This window comes from Amycolatopsis lurida, from assembly GCF_900105055.1.
In the GTDB taxonomy this organism is placed as follows: Bacteria; Actinomycetota; Actinomycetes; order Mycobacteriales; family Pseudonocardiaceae; genus Amycolatopsis; species Amycolatopsis lurida.
The window spans coordinates 6452458-6472132 of sequence record NZ_FNTA01000004.1 but is presented as its reverse complement, the minus strand read 5'-3'; the positions used below and the strand labels follow the sequence as shown (position 1 = coordinate 6472132).

Here is a 19675-nt window from a genome sequence, read left to right as displayed (position 1 = left end):
AATTCATCGAACATGTGTTCGTAATTTTGGGTAACTATTAATTGGCGCATTTACCACTGGCGGGTGATTTGAGTGCGAAACGATGACTACGCCAAACAACTAGGCGCTATCCGGTAACTCCCCTTCGCGGGCTTCGCGCCCAGATTGCCCCCTGACGACCTGGGTGAACCCGGTACGAGGCCGCCCGCACTGTCAGGGACCACCTGGATCACGAAGCCCATCGAACAGACTCACAGGGACACGGGCCAGCGGGGTGATCGAGCCCGAATGGGCCGCAACACCCCGGAACTCCACACCCCGGGAGACCGCCGCGGGATGAGGACAGTTTTACCGTCAACGCCAACACCTTCCAGGCCCCAGACTGGTCTCTCCGTGCCAAGAGAGGGGACCGTCATGACCGAGGAAGTCCGGAACCGGCCCGTGGAGATGCCGGGCAGGCTCAAGATCGTCCGCGGTTTCCTTTGGGTGCAAGCGGTCCTCAACGTTCTCGCGAGCGCGCTCGTGACCGCACTCGCGATCAACGAACTCGACCACGGCAACGAGGAGGCGGGGCTCGCCTTGGCGCTGGGACTCCTCGGCTTCGTGGTCGCGGTCGCGTTGATCGCTTGCGCGATAAGGATTTCCCGTGGTTCGCCGTGGGTGCGGCCGACGGTCATCGGCGTGGAGGGACTGGTGGTGGTCATGGGGCTGATCAGCCTGGTCAACGGCGGGGCGATCACCCAGCTGATCGGGATGGGCATCGCCATCGGCGTCATCGTCGTCCTCAACAAACCCGAGGAAAGCGCCTGGTTCAGGCGCTGACGAGGTCGATCCGGTAGCGCACTTCGGAAAGCGGGACGTCCTCGCCGGGCATGGTGTCGGTCTTGGTCGCCCCGTCCGGCACCCATCCCCCGGCCGCGTAGAAACGCCGGGCGCGCTTGTTGGTGTCGAGCACCCAGAGCGTCGCCTGGCGGTGTCCCGAATCCCGCAGCGCGGTGACGGCGGTGTCGAGCAACTGCCTGCCCAATCCCGTGCCCCAGCGCTCCGGGTCGAGGTAGATCGCGCGCAGTTCGCCACGGATCCGGTCGACGGCGGTGAAGCCGAGGAGCGACCCGTCTTCGACCAGGACCAGGATGTCGCCCCGGTTGGCGGGATCGGCGAGGGTCCGCTGCCAGCGGGCGGCCCGGCCCTCGACGGAAAGATCGCGTAGGTAGAGCTCGGGCAGCAGGCCCTGGTACGCCGCCTGCCATGATCGCACGTTCACTTCGGCGATCGGCCAGGCGTCCTCGACGGTCGCGGGTCGGATCGTGGCCATCGTCAGCCGTTCTCTTTGCGGGCGGCGAAACCGGTCACGACGGCGAGCGCGAGCACCATCGACAGCGCGATCCCCCAGCCCGCGCCGGTCACGCTCGAACTGCTCGGCATCGCGTAGAAAAGCATGCACACCATGACGATGCCGCCTCCCGCCACGCCGCCGAGAAACGCGATTCCGAACGCCGCCGGCCGCAGAAGCACGCCGAGCATCGTGCCGACGAGGAGAATGATCGAGACCATGACATAGATCGCCCCTTCGTCGGCCCGGCTCGACGAGTAGCCCGTGATCTCGACGGCCTCCATGACGAGGCCGAGCGCGCCGAGGAGCGCCGACGCGATGGCCGCACCGGCCAGGGCGCCCCGCGGTTTCCCCAGCCCGAGCCGGAAACTCCGGTCACGCCGCACCGAGACCAGCGCACAGACGGCCGCGGCGACCAGGCAGCCGTCGGCGAGGACGAGAAGGACCGGGCCGGACGGTATCGCCGAGAGCAGCGTCAGCCCGCACAGCGTTCCCGGGCCCGCCATCCGGCGCGTCTTCGGCGAGAACATCGCGATCCCCGCCCCGATCGCGAAGAGGACGAGCGGCAGGACGGTCCAGCCGCCGTCCTCGAAGAAGTCCTCCACGCTGCTGCTGAGCGCGAAGGCGATGACCACCAGGTAAACCGCCGCCGTGAAGGCGAGCAGGCCGGCGGCGACCGCGAAAGGGTCGAGCTTCGGCCGTGCCGGTTCAGGCTTCGGAAGTACAGGTGGATCAGGGTTCCTGGAGGGTTCCGGGGTCGGCGCGGGCGTATGCACCGGCCGCGGTTCCGGCACCGGCTCGGGTTCTTGGACGACCTGCCCTTCGACTCGCACCACCACCTCGCCGGTCGGCCCGGTCACGGTCACCCGCGCCTCGAACGCCCCGAACTCCGCTTGGTCCAGCACGATCTCGGCCCCGTCGCCGTCTTCGGTCACCCGCAGCCAGGAATGTGAAGACGCGAACCGGCATGCCCGCGCGATCGGCGGGCCCTCCAGCCGGATGCGCGCCACCGGCCGGGATCCCCGGACGACCTCACCGAACCGGACCACCTCGGACTCGGCCCGCACCCGCGCGTCCCGCCGCGCCAGGTCGGCGGCCTCGGCGACGTGCCGGATGTCGGTCTGCGCCATCGTGGTGAGCACCTCGTGCGCGCCGATGGCGACGGAGAGGTTGTCGCTCGCCAGCCGACGCTGGAGTTCCGTCACCGCGCCGAGGCGGGTGAACATGTTCTGGTCCTCGCTCGCGGCGCGCAGATCGGCCGGGACCGGCGACGGTTTGATCCGGCGGCGCCTGCTCCTGGCCAGGTAAAGCTCGCCCTGCATCTCGATGTCGCGGCTGGGCGTCTGGTTCGGGTTCCGCTCACGGACGCTGTCGAACAGGTAGTCGTACAGTTCACCGAGCGCGACCCAGCCGTCCTCGTCGCGGTCCGCGTCGCCGGTCCGGAGCCCGTCGACCAGTGCCGACGTGAACACCGACGGGCGGACGTGATCGTCGGCGAGGTGATCGCCTTCGAAGGCGTACTCGATGGAGTTCGACGCGGTGATCACCGCACGGCCGCGTCCGCCGAACCCTCCGGCCGGGAACGCGTCGAGCACGTTGGCCTCACCGGTGGCACGTACGGCGACCCCTTGGCTGAACGCGCCGCCGTAGCAGCAATCCAGCAGGAGGACGATGCTCCGCGACCGGCTCATCCGCATACAGCGCTGGACGAAATCGGCGGGGACGGCGGTCGACGCGAGCCGCTCCGGCCTGGTGTTGCGGGCGGCGAAGAACAGCTCGCCCGACTCGCTTTTCAGGCCGTGGCAAGAGAAATGCACCAGCAGGACGTCGTCCGGCGCGCTGTCGGCGAACAGGTCCTCGACCCGGCCGGCGATCACGTGCGCGGTCTCGTCGCGCACCACCTGGACGTCGAATTCGCTGATGGTGCGATCGGCGAGGACCTCGGCGAGCGCCTCCGCGTCCGCGGCCGGGGACCGCAGCGCGCTCAACCCGGGGTTGTCGTACTCCCCGTTGGCGATGATCAAGGCACGCCGCTCGCCGCTCATGACGCCGAATGCCTGCTCACGAAGAGATCGACGAGCTTGTCCTGATCGGTGAGCGTCGCTTCGGACAGCTCCAGCACGTCGCCGTCGATCTCCAGCCGCACCGTGCGCTTCACCCGTCCGCCGCGCGAAAGCCATTCCCGCACGGCCGCGACGACCGAACGCAGTCCCTCGGCGGACTGGCCGAGCGTGACCAGCAGTCCGCCCACCGTCGCGACGTCGAACCCCCGCGAACCGGGTGGCGCCGGACCGGCGGGCAGCGCCTTGACCTCGGCGACCCCGCGATCGATCAGTTCGCTTCGGAGGTACCCGGTGAGCTGGTCGACGCGCTCGGCGTCGGCCCCGTCCTCACCGAGCTGGACACGAACCGCTGACGTCATCCCCGGCCTCCCTCGCCCGTACGGAACGAGGAAACCCCGCGGCCCGCGCGGCGGCAAGGTCCGAACGGGCAGAGATGTTCACGTCAGCTTTTTTCCAGGTACTCCACGCGATCTTCGTCGACGACGTCGGCGATCATGTGCGCCAGCCCCAAGTAATTACCCAAGGCCGGGTCCTTTTCGACGATTTCCAACGCGCGGGCCCTCGCCTCGGCGATGACGTCCTCGTCGCGCAGCAGCGACAGCAGTTTCAAGGTGGACTTCTTCCCCGACTGCGCGGCGCCGAGGATGTCGCCCTCGCGGCGCAGCTCCAGGTCCATTCTGGACAGTTCGAAACCGTCCGTCGTGGACTCGACGGCGGCCAGCCGCTCGCGGGTGGTCGTCCCGTCGAGGGTTTCGGTGACCAGCAGGCAAAGCCCCGGCACGCTGCCCCGGCCGACCCGCCCGCGCAGCTGGTGCAGCTGGCTGATGCCGAACCGGTCGGCGTCCATGATCACCATCGCGGTCGCGTTCGGCACGTTCACGCCGACCTCGATGACGGTGGTGGCGACGAGCACGTCCACATCGCCCCTGGAGAACGCCTGCATCACGGCGTCCTTGTCGTCGGCGGGCATCCGGCCGTGCAGGACGCCGATCTTCAGCCCCTTCAACGGTCCCTTGGCCAGCTCGGGCGCCACGTCGAGGACCGCGAGCGCGGGCCGCTTGTCACCCTTGTCCGAGGCCGGTTCGTCGCCGATACGCGGGCAGACGATGTACGCCTGGTGGCCCTTGCCGCATTCCTCGCGGACCCGCTGCCACGCCCTGTCCAGCCAGGCGGGCCGCTCCGCGACCGGCACCACCGACGTCTTGATCGGCGACCGGCCGACCGGCATCTCGCGCAGCGCGGAGATCTCCAGGTCGCCGTAGACGGTCATCGCGACCGTGCGCGGGATGGGCGTCGCCGTCATGACGAGCACGTGCGGGCTGGTCTCGTCGGAGCCGCGGGAACGCAGCGCGTCCCGCTGCTCCACCCCGAAGCGGTGCTGTTCGTCGACCACGACCAAGCCGAGATCCGCGAACGACACCGTGTCCTGGATGAGCGCGTGCGTGCCGACGACGATCCCGGCCTCGCCGCTGACCGTCTCCAGCAACGCCTTCTTGCGTTCCTTGGCGCCCATCGACCCGGTCAGCAGGGTCACGCGCGTCGCGTTCTCCGCGCCGCCGAGCTCGCCCGCCTGCCCGAGGTCGCCGAGCATCTCGCGCAGCGACCGGGCGTGCTGCGCGGCGAGGACCTCCGTCGGCGCGAGCATCGCCGCCTGCCGCCCGGAATCGACGACCTGCAGCATGGCGCGCAACGCGACCACGGTCTTTCCGGAACCGACCTCGCCCTGCAGCAAGCGGTTCATCGGATGCTCGGTGGACAGATCCCCGGCGATCTCCTCGCCGATCTCCTGCTGGCCCGCCGTCAGCGCGAACGGGAGCCGTTTGTCGAAGGCGTCGAGGATGCCGCCCTCGATGTGCGGACAGGCTTTCGCGGGCCGCGAGACCAGGGAATGCCGTCGCTGCGCGAAGATCAGCTGCACGGCCATCGCTTCGTCCCATTTGAGCCTGTCCCGCGCGGAGTTCAGCGCCTGCCAGCTCGACGGGCGGTGGATGCCGCGCAGCGCGCTTTCCAGGCTGGGCAGGCCGTACCGGGCGAGCAGCTCGATCGGCATCGGGTCCTCGTCGACCTCCAGCACGTCCAGCACCTGCCGCACGGCCTTGGCGATCACCCAGGTCGGGATCCCTTGCGCCGCCGGGTACACCGGGATGATCTCGGCGAGGAAGTCGTCCATAGCCTCGGCCTGGCGCTCGGCGTCGAACAGTTCGTACTCGGGGTTCGCCAGCTGCAGGACGTCGCGGAAGGCGGTGACCTTGCCCGCGAAGAGGCCGTTCTTGCCGGGCACGAGTTCCTTCTCGCGCCAGGCCTGGTTGAAGAAGGTGCACTGCAGGCGGCGTTTGCCGTCGGTGATCACCATTTCGAGCAGGGTGCCGCTGCGCGCCTTCATCCGGCGCTTGTTGACGCGCTCGATGCGCGCCATCACGGTGGCGTGCTCGCCGAGTTCGAGCCCGGCGATGTCGGTGAGCTGCCCGCGTTCGGCGTACCGGCGCGGGTAGTGCCGCAGGAGGTCGCTGACCGTCTCGATCTTGAGGCCCTTGGCGAGCGCCTTCGCCGTCGCCGCGCCGACGACCAGCTTGAGGTCCGCGCGCAGGTTGGTCATGCGGTCACTCCACCCCCATCAGCAGCACGGCGTCGGTCTGACCGCCCGCGTAACTCGTCACTTCGACCTCGGGATGCTCCAGGCGCAGCTGATCGGCCAGCTCACCGGGCAACCGGACCGGCGCGTCCAGCCCGGTCAGCACGGTGACCAGCTCGCCGCCGAGGGCCAGCATCCGGTTCAGCACGCCGACCGCCGCCGCGACCAGGCTCGTCTCCGAGGCGGGCGCGGGCTCGATCAGCACGACCTCGCCGTCGACGAGGCCGACGACGTCACCGGCCTGCGCCCGGCCCACCCAGGTTAGCGACTCCTCCTGCGCGATCCTCAGTTCGCCACGCCTCGTGGCGGCGGCCGCTTCGGCCATCGCGACCACGTCGTCGTTGGTGCGGCGGTCCTGGTCGTGGACGGCCAGCGCGGCGAGCACCTGGACGGGGGAAACGCACGGGATGACGACGACGTCGCGGTCCGCGGCCATCGCGTGCCCCGCGGCCGCGTCGGCCGCCGCGGTGAGCTCATGGCCGCCGGGAAGGACGGTGACGTGATGCCCGGCGGCCTCGTTGATCAGGCCCAGCATCTCCTCGACCGTCGGCTGGACCCCGTGCGGGACCGACAGGACCGCGACCCCCTCCGCGCGGAGGAGTTCGGCCAGCGGCCCACCGTGGACCACCGCGACCACCGAACGGTCGATCCCGCCACCGACCTCGACCGGAGTGGGCGTGATCAGCGGCTCGATCCGGACCCGGCGCGGGCGGCCGAGCTCGATCCCGGCCTCCAGCGCCGCGCCGATGTCCGCGCAATGGACGTGGACGGCATACGCGCCAGCGCCGTCGCCCGCGACCGTGACGCTGTCACCGAGGCCGCTGAGGGTCTTGCGCAGCCCGGGAAGGCTGGTCTCGTCGACGCCGTCGAGCAGGTACATGACCTCCCAGGCCGTCGGCGAGTCGACCGTGTGCTGGTGATGATGTGCCTCGAGCGGGTGTTCCGGCTCGGTGAGACCGCCGGAGACCACGCCGGAAAGAGCGTCGAGGACCGCGACCAGACCGCGGGCACCCGCGTCGACCACCCCGGCCATCGCCAGAACCGGCAGCTGCTTCGGGGTCTCTTCGAGTGCTTCGGCGGCGACGCTCGCCGCCGCGGCGGCCACCTCTTCGAGTGACCCTGTCGCGTCACGGACAGCGGCGGCGACGGTGTGGAGGACGGTCAGGATGGTCCCCGCCACCGGACGGCTCACCGCACCCGTGGCGGCCCTGTCGGCGCACCCGAGCGCCTCCGCGAGCCCGGGCCCGTCGATTTCCCTGGCGGCCGCCGACTCGGCGATCCCGCGCACGACCTGCGACATGATCACGCCCGAGTTGCCCTTGGCCGCCGCGACCGCTCCCCTGGCGAACACCGACAGCGCCTCGGCGGCCGTCGCGGGCTCGGCCTCCGCCAGCGCGTCGCGGGCCGCGGTCATGGTGAACAGCAGGTTGGAGCCGGTGTCGGAGTCGGCGACCGGGTAGACGTTGATGCCGTCGATCGCCGGCCGGAGCACCGCCAAGCTGTGCACACAGGCCGCCGACCAGGCCGACACCGCCGCCACGTCCAGCACCCGCACCCCGTAACCTCCTAGCTGTTCCAGCGAGGGTATCGACCCGGTGCCGGAGGGCTCTGAGCCACTGGTTACTATGGTCGAGTTGCCCAGCATGCTGGGCGCGTCATTCTTTGTCCCAGATCCAGAGGAGTTCGACGTGGCTGCCGTGTGCGACGTCTGTGGCAAGGGACCGGGCTTTGGCAAGTCGGTCTCGCACTCCCACCGGCGTACCAACCGCCGGTGGAACCCGAACATCCAGACCGTTCACGCCAAGATCGGTCTGTCCCAGCGCAAGCGCCTGAACGCCTGCACCTCGTGCATCAAGGCGGGCAAGGTCGTTCGCGGCTGAGCCGGGTTTTTGGGGAATGGCGGGTGCTCTTCGGAGCACCCGCCATTTTTTATGGCCCGGGTCGCCGCGTGAGCCTCGCGCCCCCAGGCGCAAGTACGTGAAGGCCCCCTTCACTGCGTCTAGCGCAGTGAAGGGGGCCTTCACGTACTGAGGGCCGGATTGCGAGGCCACCTCAGGAGCCACACCGGCCACTTCGGTCACTGGAAACGCCGCAAGTAGGTGACTAATTGCGGCGAATCCTCAGGGGAGCTTCCAGTCCACGGGGCCGGCACCCTGCTGCTCCAGCAGCTGGTTCGCCCGGCTGAAGGGCCGGGAGCCGAAGAAGCCGGCGTGCGCCGAAAGCGGGCTCGGGTGCGCCGACTCGATGCACGGCACCTTCCCCAGCATCGGCTTCAGGTTCCGAGCGTTGCGGCCCCACAGGATCGCCACCATCGGCTCGTCCCGGGCGGCGAGGGCCTTGATGGCCTGCTCGGTGACCGCTTCCCAGCCCTTGCCCTGGTGCGAGTTCGACTTGCCGGGCTGCACCGTCAGCGACCTGTTGAGCAGCAGGACACCCTGGTCGGCCCACGGCGTGAGGTCGCCGTTCGACGGCAGCGGGTGCCCGAGGTCCTCGCAGTACTCCTTGTAGATGTTGATCAGGCTCTTCGGGATCGGCCGGACGTCCGGCGCCACCGAAAAGCTCAGCCCGACGGCGTGCCCGGGCGTCGGGTACGGGTCCTGGCCGACGATCAGCACCCGCACGTCGTGGAACGGCTGCTGGAACGCCCGCAGCACGTGTTCACCCGCCGGGAGATAGGTCCGGCCCGCGGCGATCTCCGCGCGGAGGAATTCCCCCATCGCGGCGACCTGCGGCGCCACCGGTTCGAGGGCCTGCGCCCAGCCTGCTTCGACGATGTCCTGCAGCGGTCGTGCGGTCACGGCGTGCGAGCTTACTCACGTCCGTCGAGTCGCCGGAGTTCGACCCGGAACCTCGCGGCACGCTCGACGTAACCGTCGACGACGAGCTTGATCTTGTCCGGCCCGAACGAAGTGTTCGGCCGCGTCTTGGCCGGGACACCGAGCGCGATCCGCCCACTGTCCACATAGGACCCATAGGAGAGGACCGCGCCCGCGCCGACCATGCCGCCGTCCTCGACGACGGTTCCGTTCAGCACCACCGATCCCGACGCGATCAGGCAGCCATCGCCGATCCGCGCGCCTTCGATGTGCACCGAATGCCCGACGGCGGAGGACTTCCCGATGATCGTCGGCTCCTTGCGGGTGCAGTGCAGCACGCAGCCGTCCTGGACGTTGGACCGCTCGCCGATCTCGATGTGGCCGTGGTCGCCGCGCAGCACGGTCTGCGGCCACACCGACGCGAACGCCGCGATCCGGACATCACCGACCACCGTCGCGTCGGGGTGGACGTAGGCGTCCGGATGGATCGACGGTTCGAGGTCGCCCAGCGCGTAGATCGGCATGCGTTCTCCTAGACCAGCGGCTTGCCGAAGCAGATGCTCTCCGGTTCGTCCTTGTAGTACCCGAAACCCGGGATTTCCCGGTACCCCGCCGACAGGTACAGCGCGATGGCTTCCGGCTGCTTGTCCCCGGTCTCCAGCACCATACGCAGCCGCCCGGCCTCGGCGGCCGTCCGCTCCAGGTCGGCGAGGATCGCCCGCGCGAATCCTCGGCCCCGCGCCGAAGCCATCACGAACATGCGCTTGATCTCGGCGTCGCCGGGCAGCAAGGGGTCCGGCCCGTCGTGCGCCCGCCAGGCACCGCACGCGACCGGGGCGTCGTCGAGGTAGGCGGCCATGAACAGCCCCCTCGGCGGGGCGAACTGCGCCGCGTCCATCGGCGTCTCGTCTTCGCTGCCGTACCGGGCGGCCAGTTCGAGCTGCGCTTCGGCCAGCAGCTTCACCGCGTCGGGGTGGTCGTAGGCCAGCACACGAAGGTCCATGAGCGCGAGATTAGCGAGAAGACTTGCCATTCCCCAAAGTAGATTGCGTCCATGTCGATCGAGACGTCCGTGCGCCAGGCACGGAATTCCGCCGCGTTCTGGGCCGCGACCGGCCGCTCCCGCGGCCACGAGGTGATCCGCCGTCGCGGCTTTCTCGCCGTCGCCGGTGACGAGCGGGCGGGGCTGCGCGTCCTGCTCCAGGAGCCCGGCCTCACCGACGGCGAGCTGGCGGAAATCACCGAGCTCGCGGCGCTGGCGAGAGGGCCGGTGGAGGCCGAGGATCCCTTCAGCGTCACCGATCTGAACCATCTCGGGGACATGCGCAGCTGGCAGATGCCCGTCATGCTGCGCCCGCCCGCCCCGGTCGCCGAACCCGCGATGGAGGTGGTCCGGGTGCGCGAGGAAGCCGACCTGCGGGCGGCCGAACGCGCGGTGATCGAAGGTTTCGCACTCACGCGGTTCCGGCCAGGTGAGATGTTCCCCATGGCCATCCTCGATCAGCCGGGCGTCGCCGTGTTCGTCGCGCGGCTCGACGGCGAGGTCGCCGGGGCGTGCGTCACGGTCGTCGAAGACGGCTTCGGCAGCCACTACTGGGTCGGCACGCCGGACGCCTTCCGCTCGCGCGGCGTGGGACGAGCCGTGATGCTCGGCTCCCTCGCCCCGCTCGCGGATCTGCCCGTCACCCTCACCGCGTCCCGGCTCGGCAGGCCGCTGTACGAATCCCTCGGTTTCGCCGTCGCCGCACCCTCGACCTGGTGGGCCTCACGCTCCTAGCGCCAGTGCTGCCAGCCGCTGTCGTGCCCGTACCGCTTCCCGTCCACCGTCACCCCCGAATCCGGCATGGTGACGACGCCGATCTCGGTCCAGCCCTCCGGCAACTCCGCGAAGGAGGGGAAGGTGGCCGCGAACGCGTGGTCCTCGCCGCCGGTGAGGACCCATTTCAGCGGGTCGGCGCCGAGCGCGGTGCCGACCTCGGTCAGCCTGCTCGACACGTCGAGGTCCGCCGTCCGCACGTCGATCCCGACGCCGGAGGCTTCGGCGATGTGGCCGAGGTCGGACAGGAGCCCGTCGGACACGTCGATCATCGACGTCGCGCCGCCGTCGGCCGCGCGGATACCCGCCTCGTAGTCCGGTTCGGGGCAGCGCTGCGCGTTGACCACGCTGACCGGTGAGCGGAACCCCCGCCCGAGCACGGCGAGCCCGGCGGCCGCCCAGCCGAGCCGCCCGCAGACCGCGACGACGTCGCCGGGACGCGCGCCGGACCGGGTCACCGGTTCCCGGCCGCCGAGGTCGCCGAGGGCGGTGACACTGATCACGATCTGATCGGCGCGCACCATGTCGCCGCCGACGATCCCGATCCCCGCGCGGTCGGCTTCGAGCCACATGCCCTGGGTGAGTTCGGTGACGAGCGACGTCGGCGTGTCCGAGGGACACGCGAATCCCATGAGGACGGACGTCGGGCGCGCGCCCATGGCGGCGATGTCGGTGAGGTTCACCGCGACCGCCTTGCGCCCCACCTGCTCGGCGCTGGACCAGTCGAGCCGGAAATGGACGCCCTGCACGAGGACGTCGGTGGACGCCACCGTCCGCCCGTCCGGGCTGGCCACGACGGCCGCGTCGTCCCCCGGTCCGAGCAGTGTCGTCTCCGGCTGTTTCCGGCCGGCGGTCACCGCCTCGATCAACCGGAATTCACCGGTCCCGGCGACCGTGCCGTCGTTCGGTGACACCCGTCACCTCCACTTTCCCTTGTCCGGACAAAGAGCGATCACCGATAGTCGGATGCCCTAGGTTTTTCCCGGGGCTGGCGATACGTTGCTACAACGTTCCTACCTTGAGCCGACTTTTACGAAGGGGCGCGCCGTGGTCCACGCATACATCCTCATCCAGACCGAGGTCGGCAAAGCCGCCGCGGTCGCCGCGGAGATCTCCACCATCTCCGGTGTCACCAGTTCGGAGGATGTCACCGGCCCGTACGACGTCATCGTCAAGGCCGCGGCCGACACCGTCGACCAGCTGGGTCAGCTCGTGGTCGCCAAGGTGCAGAACGTGGAGGGCATCACGCGGACACTGACCTGCCCGGTCGTGCATCTGTGAGTGCCTGTCGGCGGAGCTGAGGATGTACTCCGGAAGTGCCCTTACGCGTGAACCCGCCCTGGCCGAAGGCCCCGCTATCGCGGTGGCAGGACGCCGTCTCCGCATCGGCGACGAGAACCACCGGGCAGCGTTCCGCCGACGTCGATCGCGGACGCGGGTTCACCACCGAAATTCCGGAGTGGTGTAGTTGTCCGGTGGCTGACACGGACACCGGCGCACCGCCGAAACCTCTGCTGATCGCGGCCGCCTGCCTGGCGATCCTGCTCGTCGCGGGCGTGGCCGTCTTCGGGCTGACCCGCGGCGCGGAATCCGACGCCCCGGCCGCCGACGGCCCGCTTCCGCTCGTCCCGGTCCCGGCGCCTCAGTCGGGGTCACCCGAATGCGCGAAACTCATCGGCGCGCTCCCGCACGAGCTCACGTCGTCCGGGAACACGCTGGTCCGGCGGAAGCTGGCCGATCCCGCCCCCGAGGCGACGATCGGCTGGGGCACCGGCGACCCCGTGGTCCTGCGGTGCGGCCTCGGCAAACCACCGGAACTCACCCGGACCTCGCAGCTGCGGACGATCAACGGCGTCCAGTGGCTGCAGGTCGAGGGAGAGGGCACCGCGACGTGGTTCGTGGTGGACCGCCCCGTCTACACGGCGCTCACCGTGCCGGTCACCGCGGGGACCGGGCCGCTCCAGACCGTTTCCGAGGTCGTCGCCGCCAATCTCCCCGCGGTGCCGCTGCGGTTCTGAGCGCTCAGGGCAGGAGCAGGCTCTTGCCGATGTATCGCCGCGCCGGGACACACTGATCTCACGCATGGTCGCAAGCTGTGACTCCAGTTCGCTGAAGGTCAAGCGAGCACGGCGATCAGCGGTTCGAGCGCGGAGTGCAACGCCTCGCGCGAGCAGCCCGCGTAGCCGATGAGGTTCCCGAACACCGTCGGCGTCCCGGCGAAATGCCGGGCGAGCCCGTCGAGCCGGATCCCGGCGCGTTCCGCCGCCGCCATCCGCGCCGCCTCGTCGGCCGCCGATCCGCACGGGACGACCAGATGCGCGCCCGCGTCGTCGCCGAGCACCGGGATTCCCGCCGAGGTCAGCGCGGCCGAAACCAGGGACCGGCGCTCGGACAGTTCCCGCCGGAGCTTCCGGAGATGCCGCCCCAGATCGCCGTGCCGTGCCAGTTCTGCGAGCACCCGTTGCCCGGCGGGCGAAGGACGCGTCCCGGTCGCTTCGCGGTACTCCAATACCGCGGCCGCGACCTGGGACGGCGCGACCATCCAGCCCGCGCCCAGCGCAGGCGTGAGGATCTTGCTCGTGGTCCCGAGATGCGCGACGACGTCGGGCGCGAGCGCGGCCAGCAGCGGCAGCGGCGCGACGTCGAACCGCAGCTCACCGTCGTAGTCGTCCTCGATCACCAGCATGCCGTTGGCGCGGGCGAGTTCGACCAGCTCGACGCGGCGGGAAGCGCTCATCCGGCTGCCGAGCGGGTACTGGTGCGCGGGCGAGCAGTACACCGCGCGCACGTCGGCGGGGACGGCGTCCGGGCGCAGACCCTCTTCGTCGACCGGGACGGGCACGACCTCCATCCCCGCACGCCGGAAGGCCTGCACCGCGCGCTGATAGCCCGGCTCCTCGATCGCGACCCGGTCGCCGCGCGAGAGCATCGCACCCGCGAGTTCGATCACCGCGGCCGTCGTCCCGCCGGTCGCGAGCACCGTTCCGGCCGCGAGGCCGCGGTGCCGCAGCAGATGCTCGGACACGGCGTCCCGGTACGCGGGCAGACCGGCCCTGTCCTCGCGATAGGTCGGGCGCGGGTCGGCGGCGGCCCGCCACGCACGGCGCCAGGCGGCCTTCTCGATGCCGTCGGCCCACGGGACGCCCGGCGTGAGGTCGACCAGCGTGGGCGGCTTGGCGGGGATACCCGGCGCGGGCCCTTTCGAAGGGCGGTCCGCGGGCGGCGTTGTGGTGACGTACGTGCCGGAGCCGTGGCGGCCGGCGATCCAGCCCTCCGCGTGAAGCTGCTCGTACGCGGCCGACGTCACCGTGCGGCTGACGCCGAGACGGCTCGCGAGCGCCCTGGTCGAAGGCAGCCTGTCACCGCCGCGCAGATGTCCGTCGCCCGCGGCCGCGCGCAACGCGTCGGCCAGCTGGACCGCGAGCGGGACGAGCGAATCGCGGTCGAGACTGACCGGCAGAGCGGTGTCGGACATGGTGTACTCCGCACTTCCCGAAGTGGCCTTCCCAAGTATAGGAGAATTGGACATTATTACAGGCCACTCTCCTGGGTGAGACTACTCGCATGTCCACGCCGCTCTCTCCCACCGACCGGACCACCCTCGGCCGCAAGAAGAACCGCGCCCTCACCGACCGCTCGGCGCTGTATTCGGTGCTCGACGAAGGCCTGGTGTGCCATCTCGGGGTCGTGCGCGACGGCGTCCCGCTGGTCATCCCGACCGGCTACGGACGCGACGGCGACACGCTCTACCTGCACGGATCGACCGGCGCGAGGAGTATGCGCGACTCCGACGGCGTCGAGGTCTGTGTCACGGTGACCCTGCTCGACGGCATCGTCTACGCGCGCTCGGTCAACAACCACTCGATGAACTACCGCAGCGCGGTGATCCTGGGCAGGGCGGCCGCGGTGACCGATCGCGAACGCAAGATGCACGGCCTCCACGTGCTGACCGACCACCTCGCGCCCGGTTCGTGGGAGCACGCGAGGGATATCAACGCGAAGGAGTTCGCGTCCGTTTCGGTGCTGGAGCTGGACCTCACCGAGGCTTCGGTGAAGATGCGCGGCGAAGGCCCCGACGATCCCGAGGACGAGGTCGCGGCCGATCTGTCGTGGGCCGGGGTGCTGCCGGTGCGGACCGTGTTCGGTGAGCCGGAGCCGTCGGCGGATCTCGTCGGTGAGTGGACGGTGCCGGACCACGTGAAGCGGAGGGTCGGGTAGTTGGCCTCGTGAGTGGTAAGGACGGTTCTAACCGTCCTCACCACTCACGAGCGGTGGCGCGGCAGCCGCACGGTGAACGTCGTCGCCCCCGGCACGCTCTCGACCTCGATCGTCCCGCCGTGCGCCGAAACCAGCGAGAGCACCACCGAAAGCCCGAGCCCGGTCCCGCCGTTGCCGCGCGTGCGGGCGGTGTCGACCCGGTAGAACCGGTCGAAGATCCGCTCCCGCGCTTCCGGCGGGATCCCGGGTCCGGCGTCGCTCACCCGCAGGACGACCTCCGAGGCCGAAGCCGTAGCCGACAACGTGACCGGCGTCCCGGGCGGCGTGTGCACCGCGGCGTTGGCGAGCAGATTGTCCAGCACCTGCCGCAGGCGCACCGGATCCGCTTGCAGGACAACACCTTCCGGGAGCGCGCCGACACTCAGCGGATGCTCCGGACGGCCGGCGGCGAAGGCCTCCCCCGCGTCGGTGATCAGCTCGGCGACATCGACGCCGACCAGCCGCAGCGGCGCCTCGGTCTCCGGCGCGTCGAGGCGCGCGAGGAGCAGGAGGTCGTCGACGAGCACGCTCATCCGCTGCGTCTCTTCCCGGATCTTCGACAGGTGCGCGTCGCGTTCGGCGGGTTCGTTCGCCGCGGCGTAGCGGAAAAGCTCGGCGTAGCCCCGGATCGACGTCAGCGGCGTGCGCAATTCGTGGGAAGCGTCGGCGATGAAGCGCCGGAGCCGCTCGTTCGCCTCCCGGCGCGCGACCAGCGAGGAATCGAGGTGCGCCAGCATCACGTTGAACGCCGTCCGCAGTTCCTCGACCTCGGCACCGCCGCCGCTCGCCTGCGCGCGCACCGGGAGATCGGCGTTCGTGGTGAGGTCGTGCGAAGCGATGTCGTGCGCGGTCCCGGCCATGTCGCTCAGCGGCCGCAGCCCGCGCCGCAGCACCAGCCGCCCCGCGATCACCAGCACCGCCAGCGCCAGCAGGAACGCGACGACCTCGACCATGATCAGCTGGCTGACCGTCCGGTCCAGATCGGCCTGGGGCGCGGCGCTGACCAGCACGATGTTCCGCGCCGGTTCGATCGGGCAGGCCCGGACGCGGTAGGTGCCCTTGTCCTCGATGTAGACGGTGCGCAGGACCTCGGTCCGCGTCGCGTCCTCGGCGACCTTTTCGAGCGCCTTCGTGTCCGGCGGCAGGGAACCGCCCGCCTGCGGCAGCGCGTCGCCGTCCCGCACCGCGAAAACGGCGGAGAACCAGCCGTAGGCCTGCTGCGGTTTCCCGCCGTGCGTGGTGCGCAGCGACGGCACCTGGCTGATCTGGGTCTTGGCGAGCTGTTCGTCGAGCCGATCGTTCAGGTAGCCCTTCATGATGCCGACCATCACGGTCCCGACGACGGCGAACACGACCAGCGCCAGCGCGCCGAGCCCGAGCGCCAGCCGCGTGCCGAGCCTGGATCGGCGCCAGGCGCCGAACCACCGGCGCAGTATTTTCATCTCGCCGCCTGCCGGACGACGTAGCCGACGCCGCGCACGGTGTGGATCAGCGGTTCGTCGCCCGCGTCGAGTTTGCGGCGCAGATGCGAGATGACGAGTTCGACCACATTGGACCGGCCGCCGAAGTCGTATTCCCAGACGTGGTCGAGGATCTGCGCCTTGGTCAGCACCGAAGGCGAACGCCGCATGAGGTAGCGCAGCAGTTCGTACTCGGTCGGGGTCAGCTCGGCGGGTTCGCCGCCGCGGGCGACCTCGCGAGTGTCCTCGTTGAGGGTCAGATCGCCGACCCGCAGGACCGCCGCCTTGGTCTGGTTGGTGCTCCGCCGCAAGACGGCGCGCAGCCGTGCCATCAGCTCCTCGACGGAGAACGGCTTCACGAGGTAGTCGTCGCCACCGCGGGTGAGTCCGGCGACCCGGTCCGCGGTCGCGTCCTTCGCGGTGAGGAAGACCACCGGCACCGCGGTCCCGGACTCGCGGAGCTTGTCCAGCACGGTGAATCCGTCGATCCCGGGCAGCATCAGGTCGAGCACGACGATGTCGGGCCCGAATTCGGCGGCGCGTTCGAGCGCGGCCTCCCCCGATCCGGCGGTGACGGCCTGCCAGCCCTCGTAGCGGGCGACGGTGGCCACCAGGTCGGCGATATGCGGCTCGTCGTCCACCACCAGCAGGCGGACGGGGTTCTCGGTGTTCACAACGCCATCCTCCGTGAACGCGCGCGCGAGGGCGAGGCGGGAGCGCACACGACAGGAAGCCGACAGCTTCCGCCAAGAAAGGTCACAGGTTGGCACCGCAGGCTCGGTACTTGAACCGGACCGGAAGGAACCACGTGTGACCACCATGACGCAGACCGCCGCGAGACCGCGCCCGGCGATCCGTCCCAGGATCGCCGCGCGCGCCGGGCTCTTCCTCTTCCTCGGCGCCAACGTGGCCGCCGTGACCATGCTCTTCTTCGCCGCCGGGCCGTCGGACAACGTGCTCATCGGCGTCGGCAGGCTCGCCGGGCTGTACGGGGCGCTGGCGATGGCGTTCCAGCTGCTGCTGGTCGCCAGGCTGCCGTGGTTCGACCGCCGTCTCGGCATGGACCGGCTCACCGGCTGGCACCGCTGGACCGGGTTCAGCCTGCTGTGGACGCTGCTCGCCCACTTCGTGTTCATCGTCTTCGGCTACGCGCAGGTCGAGGACACCGGCGTGGCCGGCGAGTTCGTCACGATGGTGACCGAACTGGAGGGGATCCTGCGCGCGGTCGTCGCGTTCGCGCTGATCCTGCTCGTCGGCGCCGTTTCCGCCCGGTTCGCCCGGCGTCGTCTGGCGTACGAGACCTGGCATTTCCTCCACCTCTACACCTACGCCGCGGTCGTGCTGGCGTTCAGCCATCAGATCGCGCTGGGCGGATCGTTCGCGTCGTCGCCGGGGGCGCGGGTCTACTGGTGGTCGGTGTGGGGTGTCGCGCTCGGCTCGGTCGTCGCCGGCCGGGTGGTGCTGCCGCTGGCGCGTAATCTGCGTCACCGGTTGAAGGTCGTCGCCGTCGTCCCCGAATCCCGCGACGTCGTCTCGGTGTACATCTCCGGCAAGCACCTCGACCGGATGCCCGCGCGGGCCGGCCAGTTCTTCCTGTGGCGCTTCATGACCCGGGACCGCTGGTGGCAGGCGAACCCGTTCTCGCTGTCGGCAGCGCCGGACGGCCGTACCCTGCGGCTGACCGCGAAGGCCGCCGGTGACGGCAGCGCGTCCCTGCGGTCGCTGAAGGTCGGCACCCGGGTGTTCGCCGAAGGCCCGTACGGCGCGTTCACCACGATGCACCAACGGAAACCGGACGCGTTGCTCGTCGCGGGCGGCGTCGGGATCACCCCGATCCGCGCGCTGCTGGAGGAGATCTCCGGACACGTCGTGGTGCTCTACCGCGTCCGCGACGAACGCGACGCCGTCTTCCTGCCCGAGCTGATCGGGCTGGCGCGGGCACGCGGCGCGGTCGTCCGGGTCCTCAGTGGACCGTCCGATCAGGCCGGTCCGGTCCTCGGCGCACCCAACCTGCGACGGATGGTGCCGGACATCACGGACCGGGACGTCTTCGTCTGCGGCCCGCCGGGGATGACGTCGGCGACGCTGCGCAGCCTGCGGGAGCTGCGGGTGCCGTCCCAGCAGGTCCACGCCGAACGCTTCAGCCTCGCCGCCTGATTCAGGGAGTCCCGATCATGAAGAAGACCATCGTCGCCGCCACGGTCGCCCTTTCGGCCATCGGCTTCCTCGGTGTCTGGCTGTACGAACCGGGCCCGCTCGGCTCGGAAACCGTCGCGGTCGCGGCGCCGAACACGTCCATTTCGGACGGTGGAGCGTCCGAAGGCGCCGAACGCACCATCGACGGTTCGGTGGAGAGCAACCGGTACGGCACCGTCCAGGTTCGGCTGGTGCTCTCGGCCGAGGACCGGATCTCGGAAGTCCGCCTGCTGCAACGGCCGACCAGCGGCCGCGGGGTCGCCGCGATCCCGATCCTGCAGGAGGAGACGCTGACCGCGCAGAGCGCCGACATCGACACCGTCTCCGGGGCCACGTCGACGAGCGAGTCGTACGTCAAATCGCTGCAGGCGGCGCTGGACGCCAGGTGAACCGCGTCGAACAGGTGATGGGGCTGCCGGTTTCGGTCGACGTCCGGGCGGGCGGTGACCTCGTCGACCACGCGATCGAGGGCGTCTTCGGCTGGCTGCGGGAGGTCGACGCGCGGTTCAGCCCGTTCAAGGCCGGCAGTGAGGTGTGTCGTTACGACCGCGGCGAACTCGCGCCTTCGGAGCTGAGCGACGACCTCCTGGAAGTTCTGTCGCTGTGCGATCACTACGAACGGTTGTCCGGCGGGGCGTTCACCGCCCGGCTCCCCGGGAGGCGGCTCGATCCGAACGCGGTGGTGAAGGGCTGGGCGGTGCAGCGGGCGGCGTCCCTGTTGCTGGCCGAGGGCTTGGACGTGTTCTGTCTCAACGCCGGCGGGGACGTGGTCACCTCCGGCGAACCGGAACCCGGCCGTGCCTGGCGGGTCGGTATCCGGCATCCCGAGCGCCCCGACGCGATCTGCGCCGTGGTCGAATCGTCCGGTGGCGCGGTCGCGACCTCGGCGGAATACGAACGCGGCGCGCACATCCTGGACGGCAGGACCGGGCGCCCGCCCGTCGGTCTGCTGAGCGTCACGGTCGTGGCCGACGACCTTGTCACCGCGGATTCCCTCGCCACGGCCGCTTTCGCGATGGGGACCGAGGGGATCGCCTGGGTCGCCTCGCAACCGGGCTGCCAGGTGCTGGTCATCGACGCGGAACGGCAGGTGCACCGGTCGCCTGGGCTGCGGCTCGCTTAA

General features: G+C 70.2%; 21 protein-coding genes. 9 read left to right on the top strand and 12 right to left on the bottom strand.

What is annotated here, in order from left to right; genetic code table 11:
- Nucleotides 1-393 precede the first annotated feature (393 nt).
- Nucleotides 394-801 carry a hypothetical protein gene (locus tag BLW75_RS35700; RefSeq protein ID WP_034320403.1) on the top strand — a complete coding sequence of 136 codons (408 nt, stop codon included), beginning with the start codon at nt 394-396 and terminating at the stop codon, nt 799-801.
- Here BLW75_RS35700 and BLW75_RS35695 read toward each other — a convergent pair.
- From BLW75_RS35695 to BLW75_RS35675, 5 genes are all read right to left on the bottom strand, one after another.
- The gene (locus tag BLW75_RS35695; RefSeq protein ID WP_034320401.1) at nt 791-1294 is read right to left on the bottom strand and encodes a GNAT family N-acetyltransferase; all 504 of its coding nucleotides are present in this window, start codon (nt 1292-1294) and stop codon (nt 791-793) included. The genes BLW75_RS35700 and BLW75_RS35695 overlap by 11 nt on opposite strands.
- Nucleotides 1295-1296: 2 nt before the next feature.
- The gene (locus BLW75_RS35690; protein ID WP_034320397.1) at nt 1297-3357 is read right to left on the bottom strand and encodes a caspase, EACC1-associated type; all 2061 of its coding nucleotides are present in this window, start codon (nt 3355-3357) and stop codon (nt 1297-1299) included.
- Entirely contained in the window at nt 3354-3734 is a 381-nt protein-coding gene (locus BLW75_RS35685; RefSeq protein ID WP_034320395.1) for a hypothetical protein, read from the bottom strand. The genes BLW75_RS35690 and BLW75_RS35685 overlap by 4 nt, the downstream gene beginning before the upstream one ends.
- 83 nt (nt 3735-3817) lie before the next feature.
- A complete protein-coding gene (gene recG / locus BLW75_RS35680; RefSeq protein ID WP_034320393.1) occupies nt 3818-5971 on the bottom strand; it encodes an ATP-dependent DNA helicase RecG in 2154 nt (717 codons plus the stop codon).
- Between the two features lie 4 nt (nt 5972-5975).
- Nucleotides 5976-7562: a DAK2 domain-containing protein gene (locus BLW75_RS35675; RefSeq protein WP_034320389.1), complete on the bottom strand. Its 1587-nt coding sequence runs from the start codon at nt 7560-7562 to the stop codon at nt 5976-5978.
- Between the two features lie 133 nt (nt 7563-7695).
- Between BLW75_RS35675 and rpmB the strand changes: the two genes are divergently transcribed.
- The gene (gene rpmB / locus BLW75_RS35670; protein ID WP_007031450.1) at nt 7696-7887 is read left to right on the top strand and encodes a 50S ribosomal protein L28; all 192 of its coding nucleotides are present in this window, start codon (nt 7696-7698) and stop codon (nt 7885-7887) included.
- A gap of 240 nt (nt 7888-8127) precedes the next feature.
- Here rpmB and BLW75_RS35665 read toward each other — a convergent pair whose 3' ends face one another.
- The 3 genes from BLW75_RS35665 to BLW75_RS35655 are packed head-to-tail and all read right to left on the bottom strand — an operon-like array spanning nt 8128 to nt 9826.
- Nucleotides 8128-8805, bottom strand: coding sequence for a uracil-DNA glycosylase (locus tag BLW75_RS35665; RefSeq protein WP_034320386.1), 678 nt, complete (start codon nt 8803-8805; stop codon nt 8128-8130).
- Nucleotides 8806-8816: 11 nt separating this feature from the next.
- Nucleotides 8817-9347, bottom strand: a complete 531-nt coding sequence (locus BLW75_RS35660) for a gamma carbonic anhydrase family protein (protein ID WP_034320383.1) — start codon at nt 9345-9347, stop codon at nt 8817-8819.
- Between the two features lie 8 nt (nt 9348-9355).
- Nucleotides 9356-9826: a GNAT family N-acetyltransferase gene (locus BLW75_RS35655; protein ID WP_034320380.1), complete on the bottom strand. Its 471-nt coding sequence runs from the start codon at nt 9824-9826 to the stop codon at nt 9356-9358.
- 51 nt (nt 9827-9877) lie between these two features.
- On the opposite strand from BLW75_RS35655, the gene BLW75_RS35650 reads away from it, so the two are divergent.
- Nucleotides 9878-10600, top strand: a complete 723-nt coding sequence (locus BLW75_RS35650; RefSeq protein WP_034320376.1) for a GNAT family N-acetyltransferase — start codon at nt 9878-9880, stop codon at nt 10598-10600.
- On the opposite strand, the gene BLW75_RS35645 is transcribed toward BLW75_RS35650, so the two are convergent.
- Nucleotides 10597-11553: a thiamine-phosphate kinase gene (locus tag BLW75_RS35645; protein WP_034320373.1), complete on the bottom strand. Its 957-nt coding sequence runs from the start codon at nt 11551-11553 to the stop codon at nt 10597-10599. The genes BLW75_RS35650 and BLW75_RS35645 overlap by 4 nt on opposite strands.
- A 133-nt stretch (nt 11554-11686) precedes the next feature.
- Here BLW75_RS35645 and BLW75_RS35640 point away from each other — a divergent pair, with 133 nt between their 5' ends.
- Both BLW75_RS35640 and BLW75_RS35635 read left to right on the top strand, forming a co-directional pair.
- On the top strand, nt 11687-11920 hold the full coding sequence (locus tag BLW75_RS35640; RefSeq protein ID WP_005160289.1) for an Lrp/AsnC ligand binding domain-containing protein: 234 nt from the start codon (nt 11687-11689) through the stop codon (nt 11918-11920).
- 194 nt (nt 11921-12114) lie between these two features.
- Nucleotides 12115-12657, top strand: coding sequence for a DUF3515 domain-containing protein (locus BLW75_RS35635; protein ID WP_034320370.1), 543 nt, complete (start codon nt 12115-12117; stop codon nt 12655-12657).
- A 98-nt stretch (nt 12658-12755) separates the two neighbouring features.
- Here BLW75_RS35635 and pdxR read toward each other — a convergent pair whose 3' ends face one another.
- Nucleotides 12756-14114, bottom strand: coding sequence for a MocR-like pyridoxine biosynthesis transcription factor PdxR (pdxR, locus tag BLW75_RS35630; protein ID WP_034320367.1), 1359 nt, complete (start codon nt 14112-14114; stop codon nt 12756-12758).
- 89 nt (nt 14115-14203) lie between these two features.
- On the opposite strand from pdxR, the gene BLW75_RS35625 reads away from it, so the two are divergent.
- Entirely contained in the window at nt 14204-14857 is a 654-nt protein-coding gene (locus BLW75_RS35625) for a pyridoxamine 5'-phosphate oxidase family protein (protein WP_034320365.1), read from the top strand.
- A 44-nt stretch (nt 14858-14901) separates the two neighbouring features.
- On the opposite strand, the gene BLW75_RS35620 is transcribed toward BLW75_RS35625, so the two are convergent.
- Complete coding sequence (locus BLW75_RS35620) at nt 14902-16338, bottom strand: sensor histidine kinase (RefSeq protein ID WP_034320362.1); 1437 nt, start codon at nt 16336-16338, stop codon at nt 14902-14904.
- Complete coding sequence (locus BLW75_RS35615; protein ID WP_034320359.1) at nt 16335-17030, bottom strand: response regulator transcription factor; 696 nt, start codon at nt 17028-17030, stop codon at nt 16335-16337. The genes BLW75_RS35620 and BLW75_RS35615 overlap by 4 nt, the downstream gene beginning before the upstream one ends.
- A gap of 136 nt (nt 17031-17166) precedes the next feature.
- Here BLW75_RS35615 and BLW75_RS35610 point away from each other — a divergent pair, with 136 nt between their 5' ends.
- From BLW75_RS35610 to BLW75_RS35600, 3 genes are read left to right on the top strand one after another with little or no spacing between them, the layout of a single operon-like run.
- The gene (locus BLW75_RS35610) at nt 17167-18513 is read left to right on the top strand and encodes a ferredoxin reductase family protein (protein ID WP_198935817.1); all 1347 of its coding nucleotides are present in this window, start codon (nt 17167-17169) and stop codon (nt 18511-18513) included.
- A 17-nt stretch (nt 18514-18530) separates the two neighbouring features.
- Nucleotides 18531-18941 (top strand): FMN-binding protein, encoded by a 411-nt coding sequence (locus BLW75_RS35605; RefSeq protein WP_034320356.1) that lies wholly within the window; start codon nt 18531-18533, stop codon nt 18939-18941.
- A complete protein-coding gene (locus tag BLW75_RS35600) occupies nt 18938-19675 on the top strand; it encodes an FAD:protein FMN transferase (protein ID WP_091599091.1) in 738 nt (245 codons plus the stop codon). Before BLW75_RS35605 ends, BLW75_RS35600 begins: the two co-directional genes overlap by 4 nt.

Bases quoted from the DNA above. Each gene is read 5' to 3' on its own strand.
- BLW75_RS35700 (WP_034320403.1), top strand. From the start codon at position 394: ATGACCGAGGAAGTCCGGAACCGGCCCGTGGAGATGCCGGGCAGGCTC.
- BLW75_RS35695 (WP_034320401.1), bottom strand. From the start codon at position 1,294: ATGGCCACGATCCGACCCGCGACCGTCGAGGACGCCTGGCCGATCGCC.
- BLW75_RS35690 (WP_034320397.1), bottom strand. From the start codon at position 3,357: ATGAGCGGCGAGCGGCGTGCCTTGATCATCGCCAACGGGGAGTACGAC.
- BLW75_RS35685 (WP_034320395.1), bottom strand. From the start codon at position 3,734: ATGACGTCAGCGGTTCGTGTCCAGCTCGGTGAGGACGGGGCCGACGCC.
- recG (WP_034320393.1), bottom strand. From the start codon at position 5,971: ATGACCAACCTGCGCGCGGACCTCAAGCTGGTCGTCGGCGCGGCGACG.
- BLW75_RS35660 (WP_034320383.1), bottom strand. From the start codon at position 9,347: ATGCCGATCTACGCGCTGGGCGACCTCGAACCGTCGATCCATCCGGAC.
- BLW75_RS35655 (WP_034320380.1), bottom strand. From the start codon at position 9,826: ATGGACCTTCGTGTGCTGGCCTACGACCACCCCGACGCGGTGAAGCTG.
- BLW75_RS35650 (WP_034320376.1), top strand. From the start codon at position 9,878: ATGTCGATCGAGACGTCCGTGCGCCAGGCACGGAATTCCGCCGCGTTC.
- pdxR (WP_034320367.1), bottom strand. From the start codon at position 14,114: ATGTCCGACACCGCTCTGCCGGTCAGTCTCGACCGCGATTCGCTCGTC.
- BLW75_RS35625 (WP_034320365.1), top strand. From the start codon at position 14,204: ATGTCCACGCCGCTCTCTCCCACCGACCGGACCACCCTCGGCCGCAAG.
- BLW75_RS35620 (WP_034320362.1), bottom strand. From the start codon at position 16,338: ATGAAAATACTGCGCCGGTGGTTCGGCGCCTGGCGCCGATCCAGGCTC.
- BLW75_RS35605 (WP_034320356.1), top strand. From the start codon at position 18,531: ATGAAGAAGACCATCGTCGCCGCCACGGTCGCCCTTTCGGCCATCGGC.